Below are 21671 nucleotides of genomic sequence, written 5' to 3'. Positions count from 1 at the left end.
GCGCAGGTCCGCGTTGTTCCGACGCGACGACGGGGGAAGCCGCCATCATGGCGCTCGGCAGGGTGGCCGCGCCGAAGAATTCCGGAAGCCGCTACGCCGCAGGACAGTTGGTCGGTCATACCGTCACAGCTCCTCCACACCGAGGAGGGTGCGCAGGTGGCGGGGGGCGGGGGAGCCGTGGGAGAGCATGGCGTCGTGCCAGTCGCGGGCGGAGGTGGTGGCGGGGCGGTCGGCGGCCAGGGCGGCGACCTCGGTGTAGCCGACGAAATAGGTGGAGAGCTGGGTGGAGCTGAGGAGGGTGCGGCGCCACTTGCCGGCGGCCTCGCCCTCCTCCTGGAAGCCGTGGTCCATCATGAGGCGCAGGGCCTCGGCCCGGGTCATGCCCTCGCAGTGCACCGACTGGTCGAGGATGGCGTTGATGGTCATGCGCAGGTGGGATTTCAGCTGCTGCAGGCGGACCGGCAGGCCGCCGAAACCGGTGTCGGCCATGAGTTTCTCGGTGTAGACGGCCCAGCCCTCGATGAAGGTGCCGCTGCCGCACAGGGCGCGGATCGGGGTGGAGCCGCGGTAGCGGCGGGAGCGGGCGAGCTGGAGATAGTGACCGGGCACGGCCTCGTGCACGGTCAGATTGCGCATCATGTGGTTGTTGTATTCGCGGTAGAACGAGGTGACCCGCTCCGCCGGCCAGTCCGCCGGGGTGGGCGCGATGGCGAAGAAGGTTGGCAGATCCACGGTTTCGAGAGGGCCGACCGAATCGCAATAGGCCACGGCGACACCGCGCGCGAACTCCGGCATCTCCTGGATGACCAGCGGATCGTCGACCAGGGTCAGCAGATCGTGGTCGCGGACGAACGCGGTGGCCTCGGCGAGCGCGTCCGTCGCCACCGCCACCACGGTGTCGTTCGAGGGACGCGCGGCCGACAATTGCTCGAACGCCTTGCGCACGGTGTCGTCGTCCGGCGTCGCCACCCCCAGCAGTTCGCCCGCGGCGGCGCGGATTTCCGCGGTCAACCGCTCGAGATGCGCGTGCGCCTGCTCCTGGATCTCCCGGGAGCTCAGATTGGTATCGAGGGTGTGCCAGAGCTTGGCCTCCCACAGCCGACGGCCCAGCCGCGGATCCCGGTCCGAGCCGTCCAGGCGATCGGTGAGCCAGGCGGTGAACTCGGTGAGCGCCGAGATCGCCTCGGCGGCAGCGGGTTCGATATCGAAACCCGGAACCTCGGCCGCCAGCGCCGGGACCTGTTCGCGGACCAGTGCCGCCACCCCGGCGAACTGGCCGATCGCGGTCTCGACATGCACTCGGGGCGCGGCGCCGAGCACCGCGCGCGCCGTGGCCAGCGCGTCGGGCAGTGCCTCCAGCCGGGAGCGCAGCGCCTCCAGCCGTGTCTCGGCGGGCGCGAACGGGCGCGCCAGCAGGTGGTACAGCAGCGGTCCGGGGTTGTGCAGCAGGGGATTCCACTCGTGCTCGCGGGTATCGGCGAGCGCGAACAGCGTGCCGTCGACCCGCTGGTGCAGCAGGGCGAGATCGACCCGATCGGCCGGGGCCAGGTCCTCGTCGTCGACCTCGGCCAGCGCGTGCGAGGCCTCCCGCAGCATGGCGATCCGCCCCCGCACCGCCGCCCGCGACCAGTCGGGCAATCGATCGTCGAACCGGTGATCACCGACCTCGGCGGCCAGGTGCGGATCGGCGGTCAGCAGCGCATCCACGATGCGCTGCGCGCGGGGCACGAAAATCGACATGTCAGCCACGCTAGCTCGCACCACCGACCACCCGATCCCCGGCGATTCCGGGCCGGCGGTAGGCCACCAGCACGATCACCGCGGCCACCAGGACCAGCAGCAAGGAAAGCGCCACCGCGGCATCGGGATCGGACTCGCGCTGCAGGTAGATCTCCAGCGGCAGGGTGCGCGTCTTCCCCTGCAGACTGCCCGCGAAGGTGAGCGTCGCGCCGAACTCGCCCAGCGCCCGGGCGAAGGCCAGGATGGTGCCCGAGACCAGCGCCGGGCGCAGCAGCGGCAGCGTCACCCGCCACCACACGATCGACGGCCGCGCCCCCAGCGTGGCGGCGATGCGCTCGTAGCGATCGCCCGCCGTCCGCATGGCGCCCTCCAGCGTGATCACCAGGAAGGGCAGCGCCACAAAGGTTTGCGCCAGCACCACCGCCGTCGTGCTGAAGGCGATGCGAATGCCCATCGACTCCAGTTCCCGGCCCACCAGACCGTGCCGGCCGAACAGGTACAGCAGCGCCAGACCGCCCACCACCGGCGGTAATACCAAGGGCAGCAACACCAGTGCGCGCAGCACCGGCATCGCCCGCCAGCGCGAACGGGCCAGCACCGCCGCCATGGGCACGCCCAGCAGGACGCACAGCACGGCCGCGGCGAGCGAGGTGCGCAGGCTCAACTCCAGCGCCACCCGCGAGGACTCCGAGGTGATCAGGCCGAAGAAATGTGACCAGTCGACCGCCCCGGTCAGCGCAACCAGCGGACCGGCCACCAGCACGAAGCCGATGGCCGCCGGGAGCAGCAGCCAGACCGGGGGCTTCATCAGGGCTTACCGAAACCGGACTGCTGCAGCACCTTCTGGCCGTCGGGACCGGTGACGAGGGCGACGAAGTCCTTTGCCGTGGCCGCGTTCCTCGAATCGGCCACGGTGGCGATCGGATAGGTGTTGACGGCCTTCGCCGACTCCGGGAAGTTCACGGTCTGCACCTTGGCGCCCGCGCCCGCCGCGTCGGTCACGTAGACCAGGCCGGCGTCGGCCTGACCCGAGGTGACCTTGGCCAGTACGTCGGTCACCGAGGACTCCTCGCTCACCGGCGAGATCGACACTCCGGCATCGGAAGTCACCTTCTTGGTGGCCGAGCCGCACGGCACCTGCGGCGCGCACACCACCAGCCGCAGCCCGGACTGCGACAGGTCCGCCAGCGAATTGATGTGCGCCGGATTGCCCGGCGGCGTCACGATGGTCAGCACATTGGTGGCGAAGGTCTGCGGCTTGTCGGTGATCCGGCCGCCCTTCACCGCCTTGTCCATATTGGCCTGGTCGGCGGAGGCGAAGACGTCGGCGGGCGCGCCATTGTTCAACTGCGCCGCCAGATCCGAGGAACCCGCGAACGAGAAGGTCACCTTGGTGCCGGGGTGCGCGCTCTCGAACTGGCTGCCCAGCGCGGTGAAGGATTGCTCGAGCGAGGCGGCCGCGAAAACGGTGATGGTCTTGGTATCGGTGCCGGTCGAGGAGGACGAGCCGCAGCCGGCCAGCAGGCCCGCGCCCAGCGCCGCGCTCGCCGCCAGGACCGCGCCGGACCGGAAACCTAGGCCGCGCCGGCGCTTTCCGCCGCGGTCTCCACGACCACCGTGGTCGCCTTCACGCTGGCCCACGCCACGCTCCCCGGCTGCAAGCCCAGCTCGCGCACCGACTCGCTGCTCATCAACGACACGACTGTGAACGGTCCGCATTGCATCTCCACCTGTGCCATCACGGTATCGGTCACCACCTTGGTGACCAGTCCGGGAAACCGATTGCGTGCCGAACTGGCACTACCCATCCGGGTCTGCGGAGTGCGGGCCTGTTCGACGGCCAGGGCCGCGAGCTGTTCGCCGTCCACCACCAGGCGACCGGATTCGTCCTTGCGGGCCGACAGCGTGCCGCCGTCGATCCATCGGCGCACGGTGTCGTCGCTGACGCCCAGGAGCTGGGCGGCGTCGCGAATCCGAATTTCGGGCATAAGGGCAAGGATAGGCCCGCAGATGCGGAAGTAATAATCGTATATATCCGTAGATACGGATCACATGACAGGAAATAGTGTTCCTGTTCACTTTTCGCGGGCTGGCGTCGCCACCGGCGACCAGTACGCTCGAAGCAATCATGGCCACGTATTTCGATCCGAAGGCCTGGTCACCTCTGCGCGCGGTAGACCTGGGTATGGACCTCGGAAGACGCCTGTTCGAGCCCGGCTGGCTGGATCAGTGGACGAGCTTCACCACTGCCTGGCTCGAACCTGCCGCGGACTTCGGCGCCGGGACGGTCACCGCGCTGATGCCCGACGTGCTCATGACGCTGCTGTCGGAGGGCATCCTCAGCCAGTTCGGCGGTCAGGAAGTCAGCGCCACCCTGCTGGGCCACGACCTGCGGGCCACCCTGCACACGCTCAAGGTGCGCAGGCGCGGAGCCCATTTCCAGACCAAGACCGTGCTCACCGGACTGCACTGGAACCGGCATCCCATCGAGGAACTGACCGTCATCGCACACGGTGTGCGGCTCATCCCCGGCGTGCCCACCAAGGTGCGCGCCTCCCAGCTCGACCTCAACGGCGTGATATCGCTTGCGGGACTGCTGGAGTGGATCAACAGCTGGCAGCCGGACTGGGAGCTGGAACCCGCCGACGACGGGCTCGTCCTCGCCAGACACCGCCGACGACGAATCAAGGCGCTGGCCGAGGCCGAGATCACCGACAATGTCCTGTCCATCACCGTGCATCGCGCACACTGGCGAAAGCTGCGCGCGCCCAAGCGATTCACGACGCTGAACCCGATTCCCCTGACCGGCCTACCCAGTCAGGCGCGCATCAGCCGGGCCGAAAGAGTCGGGGACCACGTGCTTTTCAGCGCCGACCTGCCCGGGGTCACCGGTTCGTTCGATCTGGCGCAGATCCGCTCGGCCATCGTCGCCGGGACGACGCTCATCGTCTTCTAGGCGCGAACCTCAGACCTGCTGGGTCGGCCACCATTCGAGCAGTGCCGCCTCGGCCTCGTCGCGCGTCATCGGTCCGCGGTCCAGGCGCTGTTCCTTCAGGAACCGCCACGCCTTGCCGACGTCCGGACCCGGCTGCAGACCGAGGAGTTCCATGATGGCGTTGCCGTCCAGATCCGGGCGCACCCGCGCCAGATCCTCCTGCTCCGCGAGCTTTTCGATCCGGACTTCCAGATCGTCGTAGGTGGAGCGCAGCAGGGCGGCGCGGCGCTTGTTGCGGGTCGTGCAGTCGGCGCGGACCAGCTTGTGCAGGCGGGGGAGCAGCTCGCCGCCGTCGGTCACGTAGCGGCGCACCGCCGAATCGGTCCACTGGCCCTTGCCGTAACCGTGGAAGCGCAGGTGCAGGTACACCAGCCGCGCCACGTCCTCGGTGAACTGCTTCGGATACTTCAAGGCCTTCATGCGCTTTCGCACCATCTTCGCGCCCACCACCTCGTGGTGGTGGAAGCTGACGCCGCCGCCGGGCTCATTGCGCTTGGTGGGCGGCTTGCCGATGTCGTGCAGCAGCGCGGCCCAGCGCAGCACCAGATCCGGATCGCCCTGCTCCTGGTCGATGGCCTGGCGCAGCACGGTCAGCGAATGCTGGTAGACGTCCTTGTGCTGGTGGTGCTCGTCGATCTCCAGCTGCATGGCCGGGACCTCCGGCAGCACCCGAGCGGCCAGACCGGTCTCGACCATGATGTCGATGCCGTCGGTCGGGTATTCGCCGCCGATCAGCTTGTCCAGCTCGGTGCGCACCCGCTCGGCGGTGATGCGATCGATCTCCGGGGCCATCTCGACGATCGCCGAGCGCACCCGCGGGGCCAGCTCGAAACCCAGCTGCGAGACGAAGCGCGCGGCGCGCAGCATGCGCAGCGGATCGTCCTGGAACGAATCCTGCGGCAGCGCAGGCGTATCCAGCACGCCGGCCAGCAGGTCCTCGATACCGCCCAGCGGGTCCACGAATTCCAGCTCGCCGAGCTCGCCGATGCGAACCGCCATGGCGTTCACGCGGAAGTCGCGACGCACCAGATCACCCTCGAGGGTGTCGCCGAAGGTCACCTCCGGATTGCGCGAGACCCGGTCGTAGGAGTCGCTGCGGAAGGTGGTGATCTCCAGCTGCTGCCCGTCCTTGGACGCGCTGACGGTGCCGAAGGCCAAGCCGCCGGTGTCCCAGAGATTGTCGGCCCAGCCGCGCATCAACTCCTGCACGACCTCGGGGCGGGCATCGGTGGTGAAATCCAGATCGGTGCCCAGACGGCCCAGCACCGCGTCGCGCACGCTGCCGCCGACCAGGTACAGCCGATGACCGTGCTGTGCGAACAGTTCACCGAGCGGAGTCAGCACATCGGACAACCGGCCGAGGGTTATCGCGGCCGCCGCCAGCAGGCGCGTACGACGATCCTCCACGGCTGCTTCCTCAGACTTCGGCGAAACCACGAAAACGCAGCTTAGTCGCTAGGGGGTGCGATCTCCGAAAAGCCTCCGGCCGCTGCCCGCCACGACCCGGCGTGCCGCGCGACGACCGGCATCTACCTGCTGCGAGACCTCCGTATATATAGGAGCCACCGAGCTGGGGCGGGCTGGAGCGCCGTCCCCTATAGACTGGCGCAGTGTCCCCGGCCGATCGCGCGAACAGTCGACGCCGCCAGCCCCGGCGGCGTAGTTCGGCCGGTAATGCGGCGGCGGCGAAATCCACCGGTGCGAAGCGCGGCGAGGCGGAACGGAAACCGCGCATGCGCACCGTCCGCGAGACCTCCGCGGGCGGACTGGTCGTGGATGGGCTCGACGGTCCGCGCGAAAAACGCTGCGCCGCCCTCATCGGCCGCACCGACCGGCGCGGCCGGCTGCTCTGGTCACTGCCCAAGGGGCATATCGAAGAGGGCGAAACGGCCGAGCAGACCGCGATTCGCGAGGTCCAGGAGGAGACCGGCATCCACGGCACCGTGGTCGCCGAACTCGGCAGCATCGACTATTGGTTCGTCACCGAGGGCCGGCGCGTGCACAAGACCGTGCACCACTATCTGATGCGCTGCCTCGGCGGTGAGCTCTCCGACGCCGACGTCGAGGTCACCAAGGTGGCCTGGGTTCCCTTGAGCGAACTAGACTCCCGGCTCGCCTACGCGGACGAGCGGAGGCTGGCCGAGGTCGCCAACCGGCTGATCGACCGGATGGAGAACGGCAGACAATGACGCGTGCGGGATCGCAGCGCACGCTGCTTTCACTCGTCGCGGTAATGCTGGCGGTGCTCACGGCACTGGGAATCGGACCCGGTCCCGGCACGCGCATTGCCGCCGCCGAACCCACCGGGACCGGCAGTGGACAACCCAGCAGACCGGAATTCCTGAAGCTGTCGCTGGATTCGGTCACGCCCACCGCCATCACCGCCACCAGCGACCCCTATTTCGTGGTGTCGGGGACGGTCACCAATATCGGCGACCGGCCGGTGGACGACATCAGCGTCCGCGTCCAGCGCGGCGCGGCGGTCACCAGCCCCAGCGGGCTGCGCTCGACCCTGCGGCTGGATCAGATCAACTACGACGTCAACGGCGAATTCCAGGACGTCACAGACGGATTGACGCCGGGACAGCGCAAGCAGTTCAGCCTCACCGTCGCGCTGCACTCGGGAACGGATCTGCCCAGCGGGATCTCGTCGATCGACATCACCTCGCCCGGCGTGTACCCGCTGCTGCTCAATGTGAACGGCAAGCCCGCCTACGGCGGCCAGGCCCGGCTCGACGACGCCCGCTTCCTGCTGCCCGTCCTCGGCGTCCCCGGCGGCGCCGATCCCAAGCACCCTGCCGCCCAACCCGGCACGCCCGCCGTCGACGCCCCGCCGGTGGCCACCACCATGCTGTGGCCGCTCGCCGATCGCCCGCGGCTGGTGGCGGGACGGCCCGGCTCGCCGGACGGCGAGGCCGAGCTCACCGATGACGACCTGGCCGCCTCGCTGGCCCAGGGCGGCCGGCTCGACCAGCTGCTGTCGGCGCTGGAGAGTGTGCTCAAACCGGACAGCGGCCGCGATCGCACCCTGGTCAACGCGATCTGCCTGGCCGTCGACCCGGATCTGCTGCTGACCGTGTCGGATATGACCAAGGACTATCTGGTGCTGGCCAGCCCGTCGGACCCGGAGGGGCCCACCCGAGCCGGAACCGGCACCCACGCCGCCAAGGCGTGGCTCGACCGGCTGCGTGCGCTGGCGCCCGGAATGTGCACGGTGGCACTGCCGTTCGCGCAGGTCGATCCCGCTGCGCTCGCCGCCACCGGTGACGTCACGCTGGCCGACCGCGCGCTCAACGCGCCCGCCGACCTGATCGACAACCTGCTGTCGGTGAAATCGGTGCGCGGCGTGGCCATTCCGGACGCCGGCACGGTCGACAGCGACGGGGCCACCCTGTTCGCGCACCATGGCTTCACCACCACCGTGCTCGCCGACAACGCCGTCGCCGGGCCCGACGGCCCGGCCAACCTGACCTCGACCAAGAGCCCCGCCGCCCCGGGCGGCACGCCGGACCCCGGCACCCCCGACATGGTGAACCTCGCCGACGTCACCGTGCCGCCCGCCGCGGGCGCGACCCCGCCGCCCGCATCCGCCACGCTGCACGCGGCCACCTTCGACATCTGGGCCGCGACCGCGCTGGCCGCCATCGGATCCAATCCGCCGACACCGCCTTTCACCCCGGACAAAGTGCGCTACGACGTCACCAACGACTCCCGCGCCGCGCGCCTGCAGGACGCGCTGGGCGCCATCGCCTGGACCTCGCTCAACCCGCAGCCCGGGCGGTCGCGCTCGGCGCTGCTGATGCCGCCGCAGCAGTGGGGCGCCAATCGCGACGAGGCCACCCAGGTGCTGGGACAGCTGGATCTGCTGCTGCGCAACGGCCTGGCCACCGCGCGGACGTTCACCGATCTGCTTGCCCAGCAGCCCGATCCGCAGCCCTACGAGCTCGACTACCTCGGCGCCGCCGCCGACGAGGCGGTGCCCTCGCACTTCGCCGAACCGGTCCACCAGCAGGCGCAGCGCATCACCGAACTGATGAGCGCGCTGGTGGACGTGCCGCAGCAGGAGCTCAGCCCGCGCGCCTTCCTCACCCCGCTGCGCGACGACCTGATCCGGGTGCTGTCGCTGTCGGACCGCTGGGCCGGGACCGCGGCCGCGGACACCAATGCCCAGCGCCGGCTGGACCAGACCACCAAAACCATGGACAACCTCTACGGTTCGGTGACCGTGCTGCCGCCGGGCGGCGTCTACACCCTCGCCTCCGAGCAGAGCCCGCTGCTGCTGGTCGCCCGCAACGACCTGCCGGTGGCCATCCGGGTGCGCTTCAAGATCGACGCACCGGCCGAGACGAACATCACTGATATCGGCGAACAGCAACTGCCCGCCAAGGGAAATCGATCCTTCCAGATCCCGACCGAGGTTTCCGACAGCCGAAACCTGGTCATTCCCATCGCACTTACCACACCCGACGGCGTGGCGCTCGGCAATGCGGTATCGGTATCCGTGCGATCCAACGCTTACGGTCAGGTGTTGGCAATAATTACCGCGTGCGCGTGCGCACTGCTGCTCCTGCTGGTCGGTCGCCGACTGTGGCACCGCTTCCGCGGCCAGTCCGACCCGGCAGACGAAGGGTTCGACCCGGGGACACGGCAGAGCCGGCGCGCACGCAAGCGGGAGCAGAAACGACAGGAGGCACGGTGAGCGAGTACGGCGGGCCGCGCTCATCCGGCCGACCCGAGGGACCCGACGGGCCGCCGCCGCGGCGCGCGCCCTCGGCCCCGTGGGAACGCGGCGTGCCGCCACGACCCGCGCCGCGCGGACCGCAGGGTCCCGCCTCGGGCCAGCAGCCCCGCGTACCCGGTCCGTACGGACCGCCGCCCTCCGGTCAGCAGCGCGCGGTTCCCGGCAATCCGCAAGGGAATCCGGGTCGGCCGTATCCGGGTCAACCGACCGGTCCCCAGAGACAGATGCCGCCCGGCCCCGAATCCGGGCCGATCATGCACCGGCCCCGCCCACCGCAGGGCCGACCGGATCCCGCCGCCGCTGGACGCGCCGCACCCGAAGAGCGCTACCACTGGGGACATCCGGGCAACGAAGGCAATCGCGCACCGGCCACCGGCGCACGCTCCATACCTCCCAACGAGCAGCGTTACCCGACGCCCCCGATGTCGAACCCGCGTCCCGGACCCGCGCGCCAGCCGATTCCGCGCACCATGCCGCCCACCGCCGCACAGCGGGTCGAGGAGAAGGCCGAGAGCGCCAACGCCCGGCTGGTCCGCGACTCCGGGTCCATCGCCATCGCGACCTTGGTCAGCCGCATCACCGGCTTCGGCAAACAGCTGATGTTGCTGACCGTCCTGGGTCCCGCCATCGCCTCGGCCTTCACCGTCGCCAGCACCATTCCGACCATGATCTCCGAGCTGCTGCTCGGCGCGGTGCTCACCGCCATCGTGGTGCCCACCCTGGTGCGCGCGGAGAAGGAGGATCCCGACGGCGGCGCGGCCTTCGTGCGGCGACTCGTCACCGCGGCGGGCACGGTGCTCGCCATCGGCACCATGCTGGCCATCGCCGCCGCACCGGTGATGACCACCCACATCTTCCTGTCCAACGACGGCAAGGTGAACACCGCGCTCACCACCGCGCTGGCGTTCCTGCTGCTGCCCGCAATCCTCTTCTACGGGATGTCGGCGCTGCTCATGGCCATTCTCAATACCCACCAGAACTTCAAACCCGGTGCCTGGGCGCCGGTTCTGAACAACCTGGTGGTGCTGGTCGTGCTGGCGATCTACGCCCTCACCCCGGGTGAGATCAGCCTCGATCCGGTGCGGATGGGCGACACCAAACTGCTGGTGCTCGGCGTCGGCGTGACGATCGGCGTCATCGTTCAGATGGTGAGCCTGCTGCCGGCCATCCGCCGCGAAGGCATCGACCTGCGGCCACTGTGGGGCATCGACGCGCGGCTCAAGCAGTTCGCGGGCATGGGCGCGGCCATCATCCTGTACGTGCTGATCAGCCAGCTCGGCTGGATCTTCGCCACCCGGGTCTCCTCGCACGTGGACGTCGCGGGTCCCGCGATCTACCAGAACGCCTGGGCGCTACTGCAATTGCCGTACGGCGTCATCGGCGTCACCCTGCTGACCGCGATCATGCCGCGGCTGAGCCGCAATGCCGCCGCCGACGACACGCCCGCAGTGGTGGACGATCTCGGCGCGGCGACCCGATTGACCATGATCGCGCTGGTCCCCATCGTCACCTTCCTGACCTTCGCCGGACCGCAGATCGGCGAGGCGCTCTACGGCTACGGACGTTTCGGCGGGTCGGCCGGACGGCTCGGCGAGGCGGTGTCGTGGTCGGCGTTCACGCTGATCCCGTACGCGCTGGTGCTGATCCACCTGCGGGTCTTCTACGCGCGTGAACAAGCCTGGACACCGACCTGGATCATCCTCGGCATCACCAGCGTCAAGATCGCGCTCTCGGCGCTGGCCCCGGTCTTCTTCTCCGACAAGCACGTGGTCATCGCCCTCGGCGTGGCCAACGGGCTGGGCTTCGTATCGGGCGCGATCATCGGCGCGTGGCTGCTGCACCGCAGCCTCGGCGACCTCCGCATGACCAATGTCGGGCGCACCATCACCCGGGTCGGGCTGGCCTCGCTGGCCGGCGGCGCGGTCATGCTGATCGTGGACAAAGTGCTGGGGCTGCACCGGCTTTCGGACTCCTTCCACGGCATCGGCTCGCTGGTACGGGTCGGCCTGACCGCCATCGTCATGTTCGGCGTGGCCTTCGGCCTGATGCGCCTGCTCGGCATCCCCGAGATCGTGGCCATCACCGTCGCCATCTCGCGCCGCCTCGGCATCACCCCGCCGGCACCGGATCTCGACCTCGACGGCACGCCGCTCGAGGACATCCACGAGACCACCCTGCTGCCCAAGCCGGACCTGCGGGCAGCGCCCTACTACTACCGCTTCGATCCCTACCTCGACGCGCAGACCATGGTGCTGCCCGTCATCCGGCCCGACGCGGTTGACAGCACCGAGAAGACCGAGTTCCCGTACCCTGTTCCGCAGGCAAACGCAACCGGCCGACCTGGCGCGCCGGTTCCGGGTCCGACACAACGGTCTTCGACACACCACGGAGAAGGAGGCGCGAGGGTGAGCGACGACGCGGCGGGCGGTGTCCCGGCCGCCGAATCCGCAACGGCCGCGGGCGGCGGGCTGTCCACGGACACCCCTCCCCCCGGCGAGTCCGGCGGAAAGTCCGGTGGCCCAGCCAAATCGGCGGCCCGCTCCGGCGGCGGCGACCAGGCGGAACCCGAGAACCTACCGGAGGGCTCCGAGGGCACGGAGGACGACCACCCCGGTCCCGAAACCGGTGTGTACGAGGCCGTCTCGCCGCTGATGCCGCCCATGCGGGTGGAATCGCCGAGCAAGCGGATCCAGCGCGGTCCCAAGCTGACCCCCGGCGCCTCGGTGGCGGGTGGCCGCTACCGGCTGCTGGCCAGCCACGGCGGCGCGCGCGGCCTCAAGTTCTGGCAGGCCCTCGACGTGAAGCTCGACCGCGAGGTCGCGCTCACCTTCGTCGACGCGGATCAGCAGGCCACCGACAACTCCGGACACGATGGCCCGCAGGCCATTCTGTCGCGCACGCTGCGCCTGGGCCGGATCAACTCGCCCGGCCTGGCTCGCGTGCTGGACGTGGTGCGCGGTTCCTCCGGCGGCATCGTGGTGGCCGAATGGACGCCCGGCCGCTCGCTCAAGGAGATGGCCGAGACCGTGCCCTCGCCCATCGGCGCGGCCCGTGCCGTGCGGGCGCTGGCGGCGGCGGCCGAAATGGCGCACCGCGGCGGTGGTTCGCTGTCCATCGACCACCCGGATCGGGTGCGCATCAGCGCGTCGGGCGACGCCGTGCTGGCCTTCCCCGGCACGCTGTCCGATTCGGACGCGCAGTCCGACGTGCGCGGCCTCGGGGCCATGCTCTACGCACTCATCACCGCGCACTGGCCGATTCGCGTCGCCGGGATCTCCGGCACCGCGGCCACCGTCGGCGGACTGCCGCTGGCCGACTTCGGGCCGGACGGAACCCCGGTGGAGCCCAGGACGATTCGGCCCGAGGTGCCCTTCGAGATCTCCGCGGTCGCGGTGCGCTCGCTGGAATCCAACAAGGGCGTGCGCACCGCCGCCACCGTCCAGCACGTGCTGGAGCAGGCGTCGGTGGTGGACCAGAAGACCGATTTCATCCCGGTGCTCAGACTCGGCCAGAAGCCGCCGAGCGCACCCGACGAGACCCTCGCCGATCCGGAACTGCTGGCGGCCGAGAAGGAACGCTCGCAGCGGATGATGTGGATCCTGGTCGGTCTGGGCGTGCTGGCCGCGCTGGTGGTCGGCGTCATCATCTGGTGGCTGCTGAGCGTCTTCGCGCCCGGCTCCTCCAACGCCCCGCTCAACGAACAGCGCAATATCGGGCTCACCACCTCGGCGACCCCGCCGCCGAGTCCCGGTGCGTCCCAGACCCCCGCCGGCGCTCCGGCCACCGGCGGCGTGCCGGTGCCGGTCACCGGAGCGACGGTGTTCTCCCCGGAGGGCACCCCCGACAATGTCGGCAGCGTCGGGGCGGTGCTGGACAACAACCCGGCCACCACGTGGCGCACCGACGCCTATTTCCAGCAGTTCCCGGCCCTGAAGAAGGGCGTGGGCGTGCTGGCCACCCTGGGCAGCCCCAGCAAGCTGACCAAGGTGGCCATCGAATCGCCCTCGCCCGGAACGCAGGTCGAGATCCGCACCTCGCCGACCGCCTCGCCGACCCTCGATCAGACCCAGCTGATCGGGTCGGCGGTGCTCGGCGACGGCACCACGGAGATTCCGGTGCGGGCCGACCAGCCCGCCCGGTACGTCCTCGTCTGGATCACCCAGCTGGCCAACAACGGGGGTCAGTTCCAGTCCTCGCTCGCCGAAATCCGCTTCGAAGCAACGCCGTAGTTCCGGGGGTTCCACCCGGCCGGTGACGATGCCCGGTCGACACATTCTGGGCGGTCATCGTCCGCCCGATTCGCCCGAACAGCCCGCCTACCAGGGCTTTTTTCGCGCGATCCATTGCTACCGAATCGTTATCTTCGATATGATCTTGCGTACTCTCGGCAAGGGGAGCACCTGGGAACCGGCTTCGGCGGTCCCGGATGACAGCCAAAACACTCGGTGACGCCCGGTCCGTGTTCAGGCCGTGCCCGCCGATCTGAGGGGATGCGGTGTCGTCAGCAAACGAGATGGTGGAAGTGCAGGTCAGCGATCGCGACCTGTTGGCCGCCCACGTCGGCGGGGCGCCCTACGCCTTCGCCGAACTGTTCCGCCGCCACTACGACCACCTCTGGCAGACCGCGCTACGCGCCTCCTACGGTCGCGAGGACGCCGCCGACTGCGTCCAGGAAGCCTTTCTGTCCGCACATCGCGGCGCGGCATCGTTCCGCGGCGACGCCGAGGTTCGCAGCTGGCTGCACCGGATCGTCATGAACGCCTGCCTGGACCGCATCCGCCGCAACAAACTGCGCCGCACCGATCCGCTGCCCGAGGACAAAGAGGACGAACTCCGCTGCCCCCGCGACGATTACGCGGCCCTGGAGGCCAGCCTGCTGGTCGACGCGGCGCTGTTCCTGCTGCCCGCCGACCAGCGCACCGCCCTGGTCGCGGTGGAGCTCGAGGGCTACTCCATCGCGGATGCCGCTGCGCTGCTGGGCATTCCGGAGGGCACGGTCAAGAGCCGCTGTTCGCGGGGACGCCGCCGACTGCAAGAGCACTTTCGCGACACCTGAACTCCGGTAGAACAACGCGCCATTGGTGGAACCTTGTCCGGTTCCGCTGCGTCAGATACAAAGACAGGTCTGCGATTCCCACTCGAAGCCCTGGAGGGGCAATGGAGGAAACAGGAGGAGCAATGGCGGGTACCACCGTGCCCACGCCGCCCTTCTCCACCGAGCTGCTCGCCGATCTGCACGGCGGCAGCCTGCCACCCGACGAATCCGAGCGGCTCTGGCCCGCGGTCCGCCGCGACCCCGACGCCATGCGCTATCTGAACTCACTCGACCGCGTCGACGCCCGGCTGCGCGAGCTCGGTCGCGACGAGACCATCGCCCACCCCATGCCCGCCGAGGTGGCCGACCGCCTCGAGCGCATGATCACCGACCTCGCCAACGGCGACACTCCGGAACGACTCGCCAGCGTCACCCGGCTGCCCGTCGCCCCGCCACCGGTCACCCGCTCGACTCACCCGGCCCCGGCGGCCACCGCGCCCATCCCGGTCCTCAACGGGTCCATCTTCGACACCGGCCGGCTCGATCCCCGCGAACTCGAGGAACCCGAGCTCGATCCCGGGCCGGAGGAGGACCTCGATCTCGCCGAACCGATCCGGCTCGACGAGCGGCCCTCCCGCCGCCTGCGCTGGGTCACCGCCGCCGCGGCCGCAGCGGCGGTCGTCGCGGGCGCTGTGGTGGCCGTGGACGCCCTGAGCACCCACACGGTGGCCCCGACCGCCGTGGCGGCCGCCGACGCCAACCTGGACCCGGCTATGCCGCCCACGGCGCTGCTCACCGCCATGGGCCGCCACGACATCACCGGACCCCTGGCAACCGGAAACGCACTCGCCACGTGCCTACAGGCGGCCGGACTGGACCGCCAGATACTCGGCGAGCGCAGCGTTGTGTTCTCCGGCACACCGGGCGTACTGGTTCTGCTCCAGGGACCGAAACCACCGCAGATCACCGCGGCCGTCCTCGGAACCGCCTGCGGCCCAGGCAATCCCCAGGTGCTCGGACGCGCCGATATCGGCTGACGCCCGTGGTCGAACAGGCGCGGGAACAGAACCGTTTAGGCTGTTGTTGACCGACACGCTCACGCTCGAATAAATCGAGCCAGTCTGCACACCAGCTTCGGAGGGCCCCTTGAGCACGCCTGTTCGCGACCTGATCATCGTCGGTTCCGGTCCGGCCGGCTACACCGCAGCGGTGTACGCCGCCCGCGCGGAACTCGAACCCCTGCTCTTCGAGGGCACCCAGTTCGGCGGCGCGCTCATGACCACCACCGAGGTCGAGAACTTCCCCGGCTTCCGCGAGGGCATCATGGGCCCCGACCTGATGGAGGAGATGCGGGAGCAGGCCAAGCGCTTCGGCACCGACATCCGCACCGAGGACGTCGACGAGCTCGACCTGACCGGTCGCATCAAGAAGGTGACCGTCGGCGGCGAGGTGTTCGAGGCGTACGCCGTCATCCTCGCCATGGGCTCCGCGGCCCGCTACCTCGGCGTCCCCGGCGAGCAGGAACTGCTCGGCCGCGGCGTCAGCGCCTGCGCCACCTGTGACGGCTTCTTCTTCAAGGGCCAGGACATCGTGGTGGTCGGCGGCGGCGACTCGGCCATGGAGGAGGCGACCTTCCTCACCAAGTTCGCCAACTCGGTGACCATCATCCACCGCCGCGAGGAGTTCCGCGCCTCCCGCATCATGCTCGAGCGCGCCAAGAACAACGACAAGATCCGCTTCCAGTTGAACTCGGAAGTCGTTGCGGTGCACGGAGATACGGCCGTCACCCACCTCACCGTCCGGGACACCCGCACCGGTGAGACCTCCGAGCTGGCCGCCACCGGCCTGTTCGTCGCCATCGGCCACGACCCGCGCAGCGAACTGGTGCGCGGCCAGGTCGATCTGGACGGCGAGGGCTACGTGGAGGTCAAGGGCCAGAGCACCTACACCTCGCTGCCCGGCGTCTTCGCCGCCGGCGACCTGGTCGACCACACCTACCGGCAGGCCATCACCGCCGCCGGCACCGGCTGCCGCGCGGCCATCGACGCCGAGCGCTGGCTCGCCGAACAGGGTGACATCACCACCAACACCCTCGATCACGCCGGTGCGCCGGTGGAAGTGAACAACTAAGGAGCAGGGCAATGTCCGACGCCAAGACCTCAGCCACCAAGACGGTGACCGACGCCACCTTCGCCGACGAGGTGCTGCTCAGCGAAAAGCCTGTGCTCGTGGACTTCTGGGCGGCCTGGTGCGGCCCGTGCAAGATGGTCGCCCCGGTGCTCGAGGAGATCGCCGCGGCCAACACCGACAAGATCACCATCGCGAAGCTGGACGCCGACAACAACCCGGAGACGGCCTCCCACTACGGCATCCTCTCGCTGCCCACCATGGTCCTGTTCCAGGGCGGCAAGGAGACCAAGCGGATTGTCGGCGCAAAGGGCAAAGCGGCCCTCTTGCGCGAACTGCAAGAAGTTCTTTAACGAGGCTGGATAGAATTTCGGCGCCGAAGGGGGGCCGCGTGATCCGCGCGGGTTCCCGCCTTCGGCCCCTGACGCGGGCGCCAGGGTTAGGATGCCTGCACTCGACAGTTGCCGAAATTCGGTCCGGGTCTGAAACAATCATTCGACGCTCCGGTCGTGCGAAGGTGTGAACCGACGCATGAGTGGGTACCCGGGTTGGCGGAAGGAAAGGGCTCTCACGCATGCACCGACTTCGTCACGGCGATACAGGACCAGCCGTAGCAGAGGTTCGGAGCACCCTGGCAAGCCTCGGGTTCCTGCATTCCCACCCCAACAGCGACCCCTCGGGTCCGATCGGGGAGTTCTGGAAGGATTCCGACGCCACCTTCGACCATGATCTGGACTCCGCGGTCCGCGCCTTTCAGCAGCATCGCGGACTCCTGGTCGACGGCGTGGTCGGTCCGGCCACCTACCGCGCGCTGAAGGAAGCCTCCTACCGGCTGGGCGCGCGAACCCTCATCTACCAGCTGTCCGCACCGCTGTACGGCGACGATGTCGCCACTCTGCAGCGGCGACTGCAGGATCTGGGCTTCTACGTGCATCGGGTGGACGGCTATTTCGGGCCGCACACGCACGACGCGCTCACCTCGTTCCAGCGCGAGATCGGCCTGTCCTCCGACGGCATCTGCGGTCCGGATACGCTGCGCTCGCTGGACCTGCTGGGCGCCCGCGTGACCGGCGGCAACCCGCATCGCATCGCCGAGGAAGAGGTGGTGCACCGGGCCGGGCCGCAGCTCACCGGCAAGCGCATCGTCATCGACCCGGGCCTGGGCGGGCCGGACAAGGGTTCGGGCGTGCCGACCGAATTCGGTGAGGTCTACGAATCGGAGATCCTCTGGGATCTGGCCAGCCGCCTCGAAGGCCGCATGGCCGCAACCGGTATGGAGACCTTCCTGTCGCGGCCGTGGGGCTCCAACCCCTCCGACGCCGAGCGGGCGGAGACCTCCAACACCTTCGACGCCGACCTGATGATCTCGCTGCGCTGCGCCAGCAACGACAGCGGTTCCGCCAGCGGCGTGGCCAGCTTCCACTTCGGCAATTCGCACGGCTCCACGTCCATGATCGGACAGGTGCTGGCCGGGTTCATCCAGCGTGAGATCGTCGCGCGAACCTCGTTGCAGGACTGCCGGACCCACGCCCGGACTTGGGATCTGTTGCGCCTGACCAAGATGCCGACGGTTCAGGTCGACATCGGCTACCTGTCCAACGATTACGACTCCGCCGTGCTGACCAATCCGCGCATGCGCGACGTGATCGCCGAGGCGATCCTGATCTCGGTCAAGCGCCTGTACCTGCTGGGCCAGGACGACCAGCCCACGGGGACTTACACATTCGCCGAACTGCTCGCCGAGGAACTGGCCGCCGCCGACCGCCTCTGAGCGTCGATCGGCTCGTATGTTTCACATGAAACAAACCCCTCCAACCCATTCGGGCTGGAGGGGTTTCTCGTTCGAGGCGGGGGAGTGGATCTACCGCGTGGCGATGCGGGTCGGCATGGTCAGCTCCGCTGCCGCCAGGAGCTGATCGAGCGCGCGCTCGACGTCTTCCTTCCACAGGTGCTCATGATCCAATTCCAGTCGCAGACGCGGGAACCGGTGATGCGAGGCCACCACCTTGAAACCGACATCCTCGAGGAAGTCGGCCTCGATCATGCAGTTCTCCGGCGAGCAGCCCGACGGCGCCGGGGCGGGGGAGCGCCGCGGCGTACCGATCCGCTCACGCAGCGTCATGGAACCGATCGCGGGCATCGGGCTGGTCGGCGGATCCTTGCGAATACCGAACGCCTCGATGGCCCGGACACCGCGGCGCACCAGATCGGCCACCACGGCCTGAATCAGCTGATTGCCTATATCGGAGCCCTGATACGGGATTTCGGAGCTCAGCGTGGTCAGCAGCACCGCGTCCGGGCTCACGGGGGAGGTGGGGAAGAGGCCGGCGCGCGGTACCGCGCTGGGCGGCGCGTAGAGCGCGCACCCGGCCGACTTGTCGTCCACCATCGCGACCTGTCCACAGGAACCCCACTGCAGCATCACGGTGGAGAGCCAGGCCTCCTTCTCGAAGGTCGGGTCGCTGAAGTCATGGGAATCCGCCGCCACCGCCGGATCGATCTCCCAGAACACGCACCGCCGTGCATGTACCGGAAGTTTGTCGAGTCCGCCGAGGGTAAGTGCGGTCACGCTGGTCGACACCGCTCTGCTCAGCCTCCAGCTGTCCGATTCATCCACACTCACGCCGCATCAAGATGTGCTCGCCAGCAAGAATAAGCGATCAACGCTGTACGCCTCTCCAGGGCCATAAACCCGAACGTCACAGTGACGTTTCCACCGTGACCCTCGGGGTGGACCCACTCTAGGGCTTCGACTGCTCCATGAGACTGACGATTCGCTCCAGATCATCGATGGAGCCGAACTCGACAGTGATCTTGCCCTTCCGCTTGCCGAGCGCGACCGTCACGCGGGTGTCGAACGACGCCGACAACCGCTCGGCCACATCCTGCAGACCGGGCATCTGAATCGGCTTGCGCTTGGGCGCCGGGGGAGTGGCAACCTCCGGGTTCCGGTTGGCCAGGGTGACGGCCTCCTCGGTCGCCCGGACCGACATGCCCTCCGCGACAATGCGCGCCGCGAGCGCCTCCTGCGCATCGGCTCCCGCCTCCAGCGCCAGCACGGCGCGGGCATGGCCGGCCGAGAGCACGCCCGCCGCGACCCGGCGCTGCACCGGAATCGGAAGCTTCAGGAGCCGAATCATATTCGTCACGACCGGACGCGAACGCCCGATGCGTGAGGCCAGTTCCTCGTGGGTGACGCCGAACTCCTCGAGCAGCTGCTGATAGGCGGCCGCCTCTTCGAGGGGATTCAGCTGCACGCGATGGATGTTCTCCAGCAACGCATCCCGCAGCATGGAGTCGTCCGCGGTCTCGCGCACGATCGCCGGGATGGCCTCCAGCCCCGCCTCCTGGCTGGCCCGCCACCGCCGCTCGCCCATGATGAGCTGATATTTCGGCTCCGGCAGGGTCGCGATCTGACGCACCACGATGGGCTGCATCAGACCGAATTCCTTGATGGAGTGGACCAGTTCGGCCAGCGCCTCTTCCTCGAAGACCGAGCGCGGCTGCTTCGGGTTGGGCTCGATCTGCAGCGGCGGGATCTCCCGGTACACCGCGCCTGCCTCGGTGCCCTCGACGCCCTCGACCGGATCGGGGACCCGATGCAGATACGCCGAGGCGGGTTGCGGCCCGACCGGGTCGAGACCGATGACGACGTTGGCGGCGGCACTGCCGAGCCCGCCGGGTGTGGTCGCTGGGCCCGTCGGGATCAGTGCCGCGAGACCGCGCCCCAGTCCACCCTTCTTCGCCTGACTCATCGGCCTACCGACCCCTTCCGTTGTTCACCGCCACCGAAAAAATCACTTACACACCGGATTGTGCGTCCGAAGCCGGCGCAACCGCGGTCTGGCGCGCCGTCCGCGACGCGATCTCTCGTCCAGCGTCGAGGTAGCTCATCGCACCCCGCGAGCCCGGATCGTAATCGAGGACGGTCATCCCGTAACCGGGAGCCTCCGACACCTTGACGCTGCGGGGGATCACGGAGCGCAGTACCGCCTCACCGAAGTGCGAGCGCACCTCCTCGGCCACCTGGTCGGCGAGCTTGGTGCGGCCGTCGTACATGGTGAGAACGACGGTGGAGACATGCAATTCGGGATTCAGGTGCGCCTGCACCAGACCGATATTGCGGAGCAGCTGACCCACACCCTCCAGCGCGTAGTACTCGCACTGGATCGGGATCAGCACCTCCTTGGCGGCGACCATCGCATTGACGGTGAGCAGACCCAGCGACGGCGGGCAGTCGATCATCACGTAGTCGATGTCGTACCCGGCGAGGTTGGCCTCCTGGATGGCGGCCTTGAGGCGACCCTCGCGCGCGACCATGGAGACGAGTTCGATCTCGGCGCCGGCCAGATCGATGGTGGCCGGAATGCACAGCAGCCGCTCATTGTGCGGGCTCTGCTGGATGGCGTCGCTGACCGAGCACTCGCCGATGAGTAGTTCGTAGCTGGAGGCAATGCCCGAGTGATGCTCGATGCCGAGCGCGGTGCTGGCATTGCCCTGGGGGTCGAGGTCGATGACGAGCACCCGCATGCCCTGAATGGCGAGCGCGGCAGCCAGATTCACGGCGGTGGTGGTTTTACCGACGCCGCCCTTCTGATTGGCGATGGTGATGATGCGCTGTTCCTTGGGCCGCGGAATGTGAGCGTTGGTGCCGGACAGCACCTGGCTCGCGCGCTGCGCCTCGGCGGCGATCGGAGTCTCGGTGGGGGAGATGTTCCCGAACGGGGTGCGGCTGAACTCGTCGGTGTCGAATGGACCGCTATCGAGCATGCCGGGGACTCGGGACGTTGTTTCCCGTGAAACATTCGCCTTACCGCTGGACATACAGGCTCCTAACCCCGAGAACTCAAAGACACGTGGCCGAGCAGAATTTCGCGCACCTGGCAGCAGCAGCCGCGACGCTGCATTGTCACCGAGGAGATGCGAGGTGCGAGATCGATACCCATTCCGAAGCCGTTCCGCTGACAGTCAGCCGATTCGAGCCGGTGTCGGGCATCGCAAGTCTGCGCTCACGCTCGACGTTCACTAGCTTG

At 68.8% G+C, this 21671-nt stretch carries 17 protein-coding genes; 9 read left to right on the top strand and 8 right to left on the bottom strand.

What is annotated here, in order from left to right:
* Nucleotides 1–123: 123 nt before the first annotated feature.
* Genes GPX89_RS21910 through GPX89_RS21895 form a run of 4 tightly spaced genes read right to left on the bottom strand, consistent with a single transcriptional unit; the run spans nucleotide 124 to nucleotide 3728 of the window.
* Nucleotides 124–1740: a DUF885 domain-containing protein gene (locus tag GPX89_RS21910; RefSeq protein WP_157389476.1), complete on the bottom strand. Its 1617-nt coding sequence runs from the start codon at nucleotides 1738–1740 to the stop codon at nucleotides 124–126.
* A 10-nt stretch (nucleotides 1741–1750) separates the two neighbouring features.
* Nucleotides 1751–2548: an ABC transporter permease gene (locus GPX89_RS21905; protein WP_157389475.1), complete on the bottom strand. Its 798-nt coding sequence runs from the start codon at nucleotides 2546–2548 to the stop codon at nucleotides 1751–1753.
* A complete protein-coding gene (modA, locus tag GPX89_RS21900) occupies nucleotides 2548–3294 on the bottom strand; it encodes a molybdate ABC transporter substrate-binding protein (RefSeq protein WP_157389875.1) in 747 nt (248 codons plus the stop codon). Before modA ends, GPX89_RS21905 begins: the two co-directional genes overlap by 1 nt.
* 20 nt (nucleotides 3295–3314) lie before the next feature.
* Nucleotides 3315–3728, bottom strand: a complete 414-nt coding sequence (locus tag GPX89_RS21895) for a TOBE domain-containing protein (RefSeq protein ID WP_157389474.1) — start codon at nucleotides 3726–3728, stop codon at nucleotides 3315–3317.
* Between the two features lie 140 nt (nucleotides 3729–3868).
* On the opposite strand from GPX89_RS21895, the gene GPX89_RS21890 reads away from it, so the two are divergent.
* Entirely contained in the window at nucleotides 3869–4696 is an 828-nt protein-coding gene (locus tag GPX89_RS21890) for a hypothetical protein (RefSeq protein ID WP_157389473.1), read from the top strand.
* Between the two features lie 9 nt (nucleotides 4697–4705).
* On the opposite strand, the gene GPX89_RS21885 is transcribed toward GPX89_RS21890, so the two are convergent.
* The gene (locus GPX89_RS21885) at nucleotides 4706–6142 is read right to left on the bottom strand and encodes a CCA tRNA nucleotidyltransferase (RefSeq protein ID WP_328602154.1); all 1437 of its coding nucleotides are present in this window, start codon (nucleotides 6140–6142) and stop codon (nucleotides 4706–4708) included.
* A gap of 203 nt (nucleotides 6143–6345) precedes the next feature.
* Here GPX89_RS21885 and GPX89_RS21880 point away from each other — a divergent pair, with 203 nt between their 5' ends.
* From GPX89_RS21880 to GPX89_RS21845, 8 genes are all read left to right on the top strand, one after another.
* Entirely contained in the window at nucleotides 6346–6924 is a 579-nt protein-coding gene (locus GPX89_RS21880; protein ID WP_328602153.1) for an NUDIX hydrolase, read from the top strand.
* Entirely contained in the window at nucleotides 6921–9434 is a 2514-nt protein-coding gene (locus tag GPX89_RS21875) for a DUF6049 family protein (RefSeq protein ID WP_157389472.1), read from the top strand. Before GPX89_RS21880 ends, GPX89_RS21875 begins: the two co-directional genes overlap by 4 nt.
* Nucleotides 9435–9898: 464 nt before the next feature.
* Nucleotides 9899–13705 (top strand): lipid II flippase MurJ, encoded by a 3807-nt coding sequence (locus GPX89_RS21870; protein WP_407939479.1) that lies wholly within the window; start codon nucleotides 9899–9901, stop codon nucleotides 13703–13705.
* Nucleotides 13706–13989: 284 nt separating this feature from the next.
* A complete protein-coding gene (gene sigM, locus GPX89_RS21865) occupies nucleotides 13990–14532 on the top strand; it encodes an RNA polymerase sigma factor SigM (RefSeq protein ID WP_157389871.1) in 543 nt (180 codons plus the stop codon).
* 122 nt (nucleotides 14533–14654) lie between these two features.
* Nucleotides 14655–15548 (top strand): hypothetical protein, encoded by an 894-nt coding sequence (locus tag GPX89_RS21860; protein ID WP_157389471.1) that lies wholly within the window; start codon nucleotides 14655–14657, stop codon nucleotides 15546–15548.
* A gap of 109 nt (nucleotides 15549–15657) precedes the next feature.
* Entirely contained in the window at nucleotides 15658–16641 is a 984-nt protein-coding gene (trxB, locus tag GPX89_RS21855; protein ID WP_157389470.1) for a thioredoxin-disulfide reductase, read from the top strand.
* 11 nt (nucleotides 16642–16652) lie between these two features.
* A complete protein-coding gene (gene trxA / locus GPX89_RS21850; RefSeq protein ID WP_157389469.1) occupies nucleotides 16653–16991 on the top strand; it encodes a thioredoxin in 339 nt (112 codons plus the stop codon).
* A gap of 221 nt (nucleotides 16992–17212) precedes the next feature.
* A complete protein-coding gene (locus tag GPX89_RS21845; RefSeq protein WP_157389468.1) occupies nucleotides 17213–18409 on the top strand; it encodes an N-acetylmuramoyl-L-alanine amidase in 1197 nt (398 codons plus the stop codon).
* A 90-nt stretch (nucleotides 18410–18499) separates the two neighbouring features.
* Here GPX89_RS21845 and GPX89_RS21840 read toward each other — a convergent pair whose 3' ends face one another.
* From GPX89_RS21840 to GPX89_RS21830, 3 genes are all read right to left on the bottom strand, one after another.
* Complete coding sequence (locus GPX89_RS21840; protein ID WP_328602152.1) at nucleotides 18500–19219, bottom strand: GNAT family N-acetyltransferase; 720 nt, start codon at nucleotides 19217–19219, stop codon at nucleotides 18500–18502.
* 160 nt (nucleotides 19220–19379) lie between these two features.
* Complete coding sequence (locus tag GPX89_RS21835; RefSeq protein WP_157389467.1) at nucleotides 19380–20393, bottom strand: ParB/RepB/Spo0J family partition protein; 1014 nt, start codon at nucleotides 20391–20393, stop codon at nucleotides 19380–19382.
* 46 nt (nucleotides 20394–20439) lie between these two features.
* On the bottom strand, nucleotides 20440–21408 hold the full coding sequence (locus GPX89_RS21830; RefSeq protein WP_198347535.1) for a ParA family protein: 969 nt from the start codon (nucleotides 21406–21408) through the stop codon (nucleotides 20440–20442).
* Nucleotides 21409–21671 lie beyond the last annotated feature (263 nt).

This window comes from Nocardia terrae (assembly GCF_009760405.1).
GTDB classification, from domain to species: Bacteria; Actinomycetota; Actinomycetes; order Mycobacteriales; family Mycobacteriaceae; genus Nocardia; species Nocardia terrae.
Note: the sequence above shows the minus strand (reverse complement) of the source record. Positions and strands in the feature narration are given on the sequence as shown.

Bases quoted from the DNA above. Each gene is read 5' to 3' on its own strand.
- GPX89_RS21910 (WP_157389476.1), bottom strand. From the start codon at position 1,740: ATGTCGATTTTCGTGCCCCGCGCGCAGCGCATCGTGGATGCGCTGCTG.
- GPX89_RS21905 (WP_157389475.1), bottom strand. From the start codon at position 2,548: ATGAAGCCCCCGGTCTGGCTGCTGCTCCCGGCGGCCATCGGCTTCGTG.
- GPX89_RS21895 (WP_157389474.1), bottom strand. From the start codon at position 3,728: ATGCCCGAAATTCGGATTCGCGACGCCGCCCAGCTCCTGGGCGTCAGC.
- GPX89_RS21890 (WP_157389473.1), top strand. From the start codon at position 3,869: ATGGCCACGTATTTCGATCCGAAGGCCTGGTCACCTCTGCGCGCGGTA.
- GPX89_RS21875 (WP_157389472.1), top strand. From the start codon at position 6,921: ATGACGCGTGCGGGATCGCAGCGCACGCTGCTTTCACTCGTCGCGGTA.
- GPX89_RS21870 (WP_407939479.1), top strand. From the start codon at position 9,899: ATGTCGAACCCGCGTCCCGGACCCGCGCGCCAGCCGATTCCGCGCACC.
- sigM (WP_157389871.1), top strand. From the start codon at position 13,990: ATGGTGGAAGTGCAGGTCAGCGATCGCGACCTGTTGGCCGCCCACGTC.
- GPX89_RS21860 (WP_157389471.1), top strand. From the start codon at position 14,655: ATGGCGGGTACCACCGTGCCCACGCCGCCCTTCTCCACCGAGCTGCTC.
- trxA (WP_157389469.1), top strand. From the start codon at position 16,653: ATGTCCGACGCCAAGACCTCAGCCACCAAGACGGTGACCGACGCCACC.
- GPX89_RS21845 (WP_157389468.1), top strand. From the start codon at position 17,213: ATGCACCGACTTCGTCACGGCGATACAGGACCAGCCGTAGCAGAGGTT.
- GPX89_RS21835 (WP_157389467.1), bottom strand. From the start codon at position 20,393: ATGAGTCAGGCGAAGAAGGGTGGACTGGGGCGCGGTCTCGCGGCACTG.
- GPX89_RS21830 (WP_198347535.1), bottom strand. From the start codon at position 21,408: ATGCTCGATAGCGGTCCATTCGACACCGACGAGTTCAGCCGCACCCCG.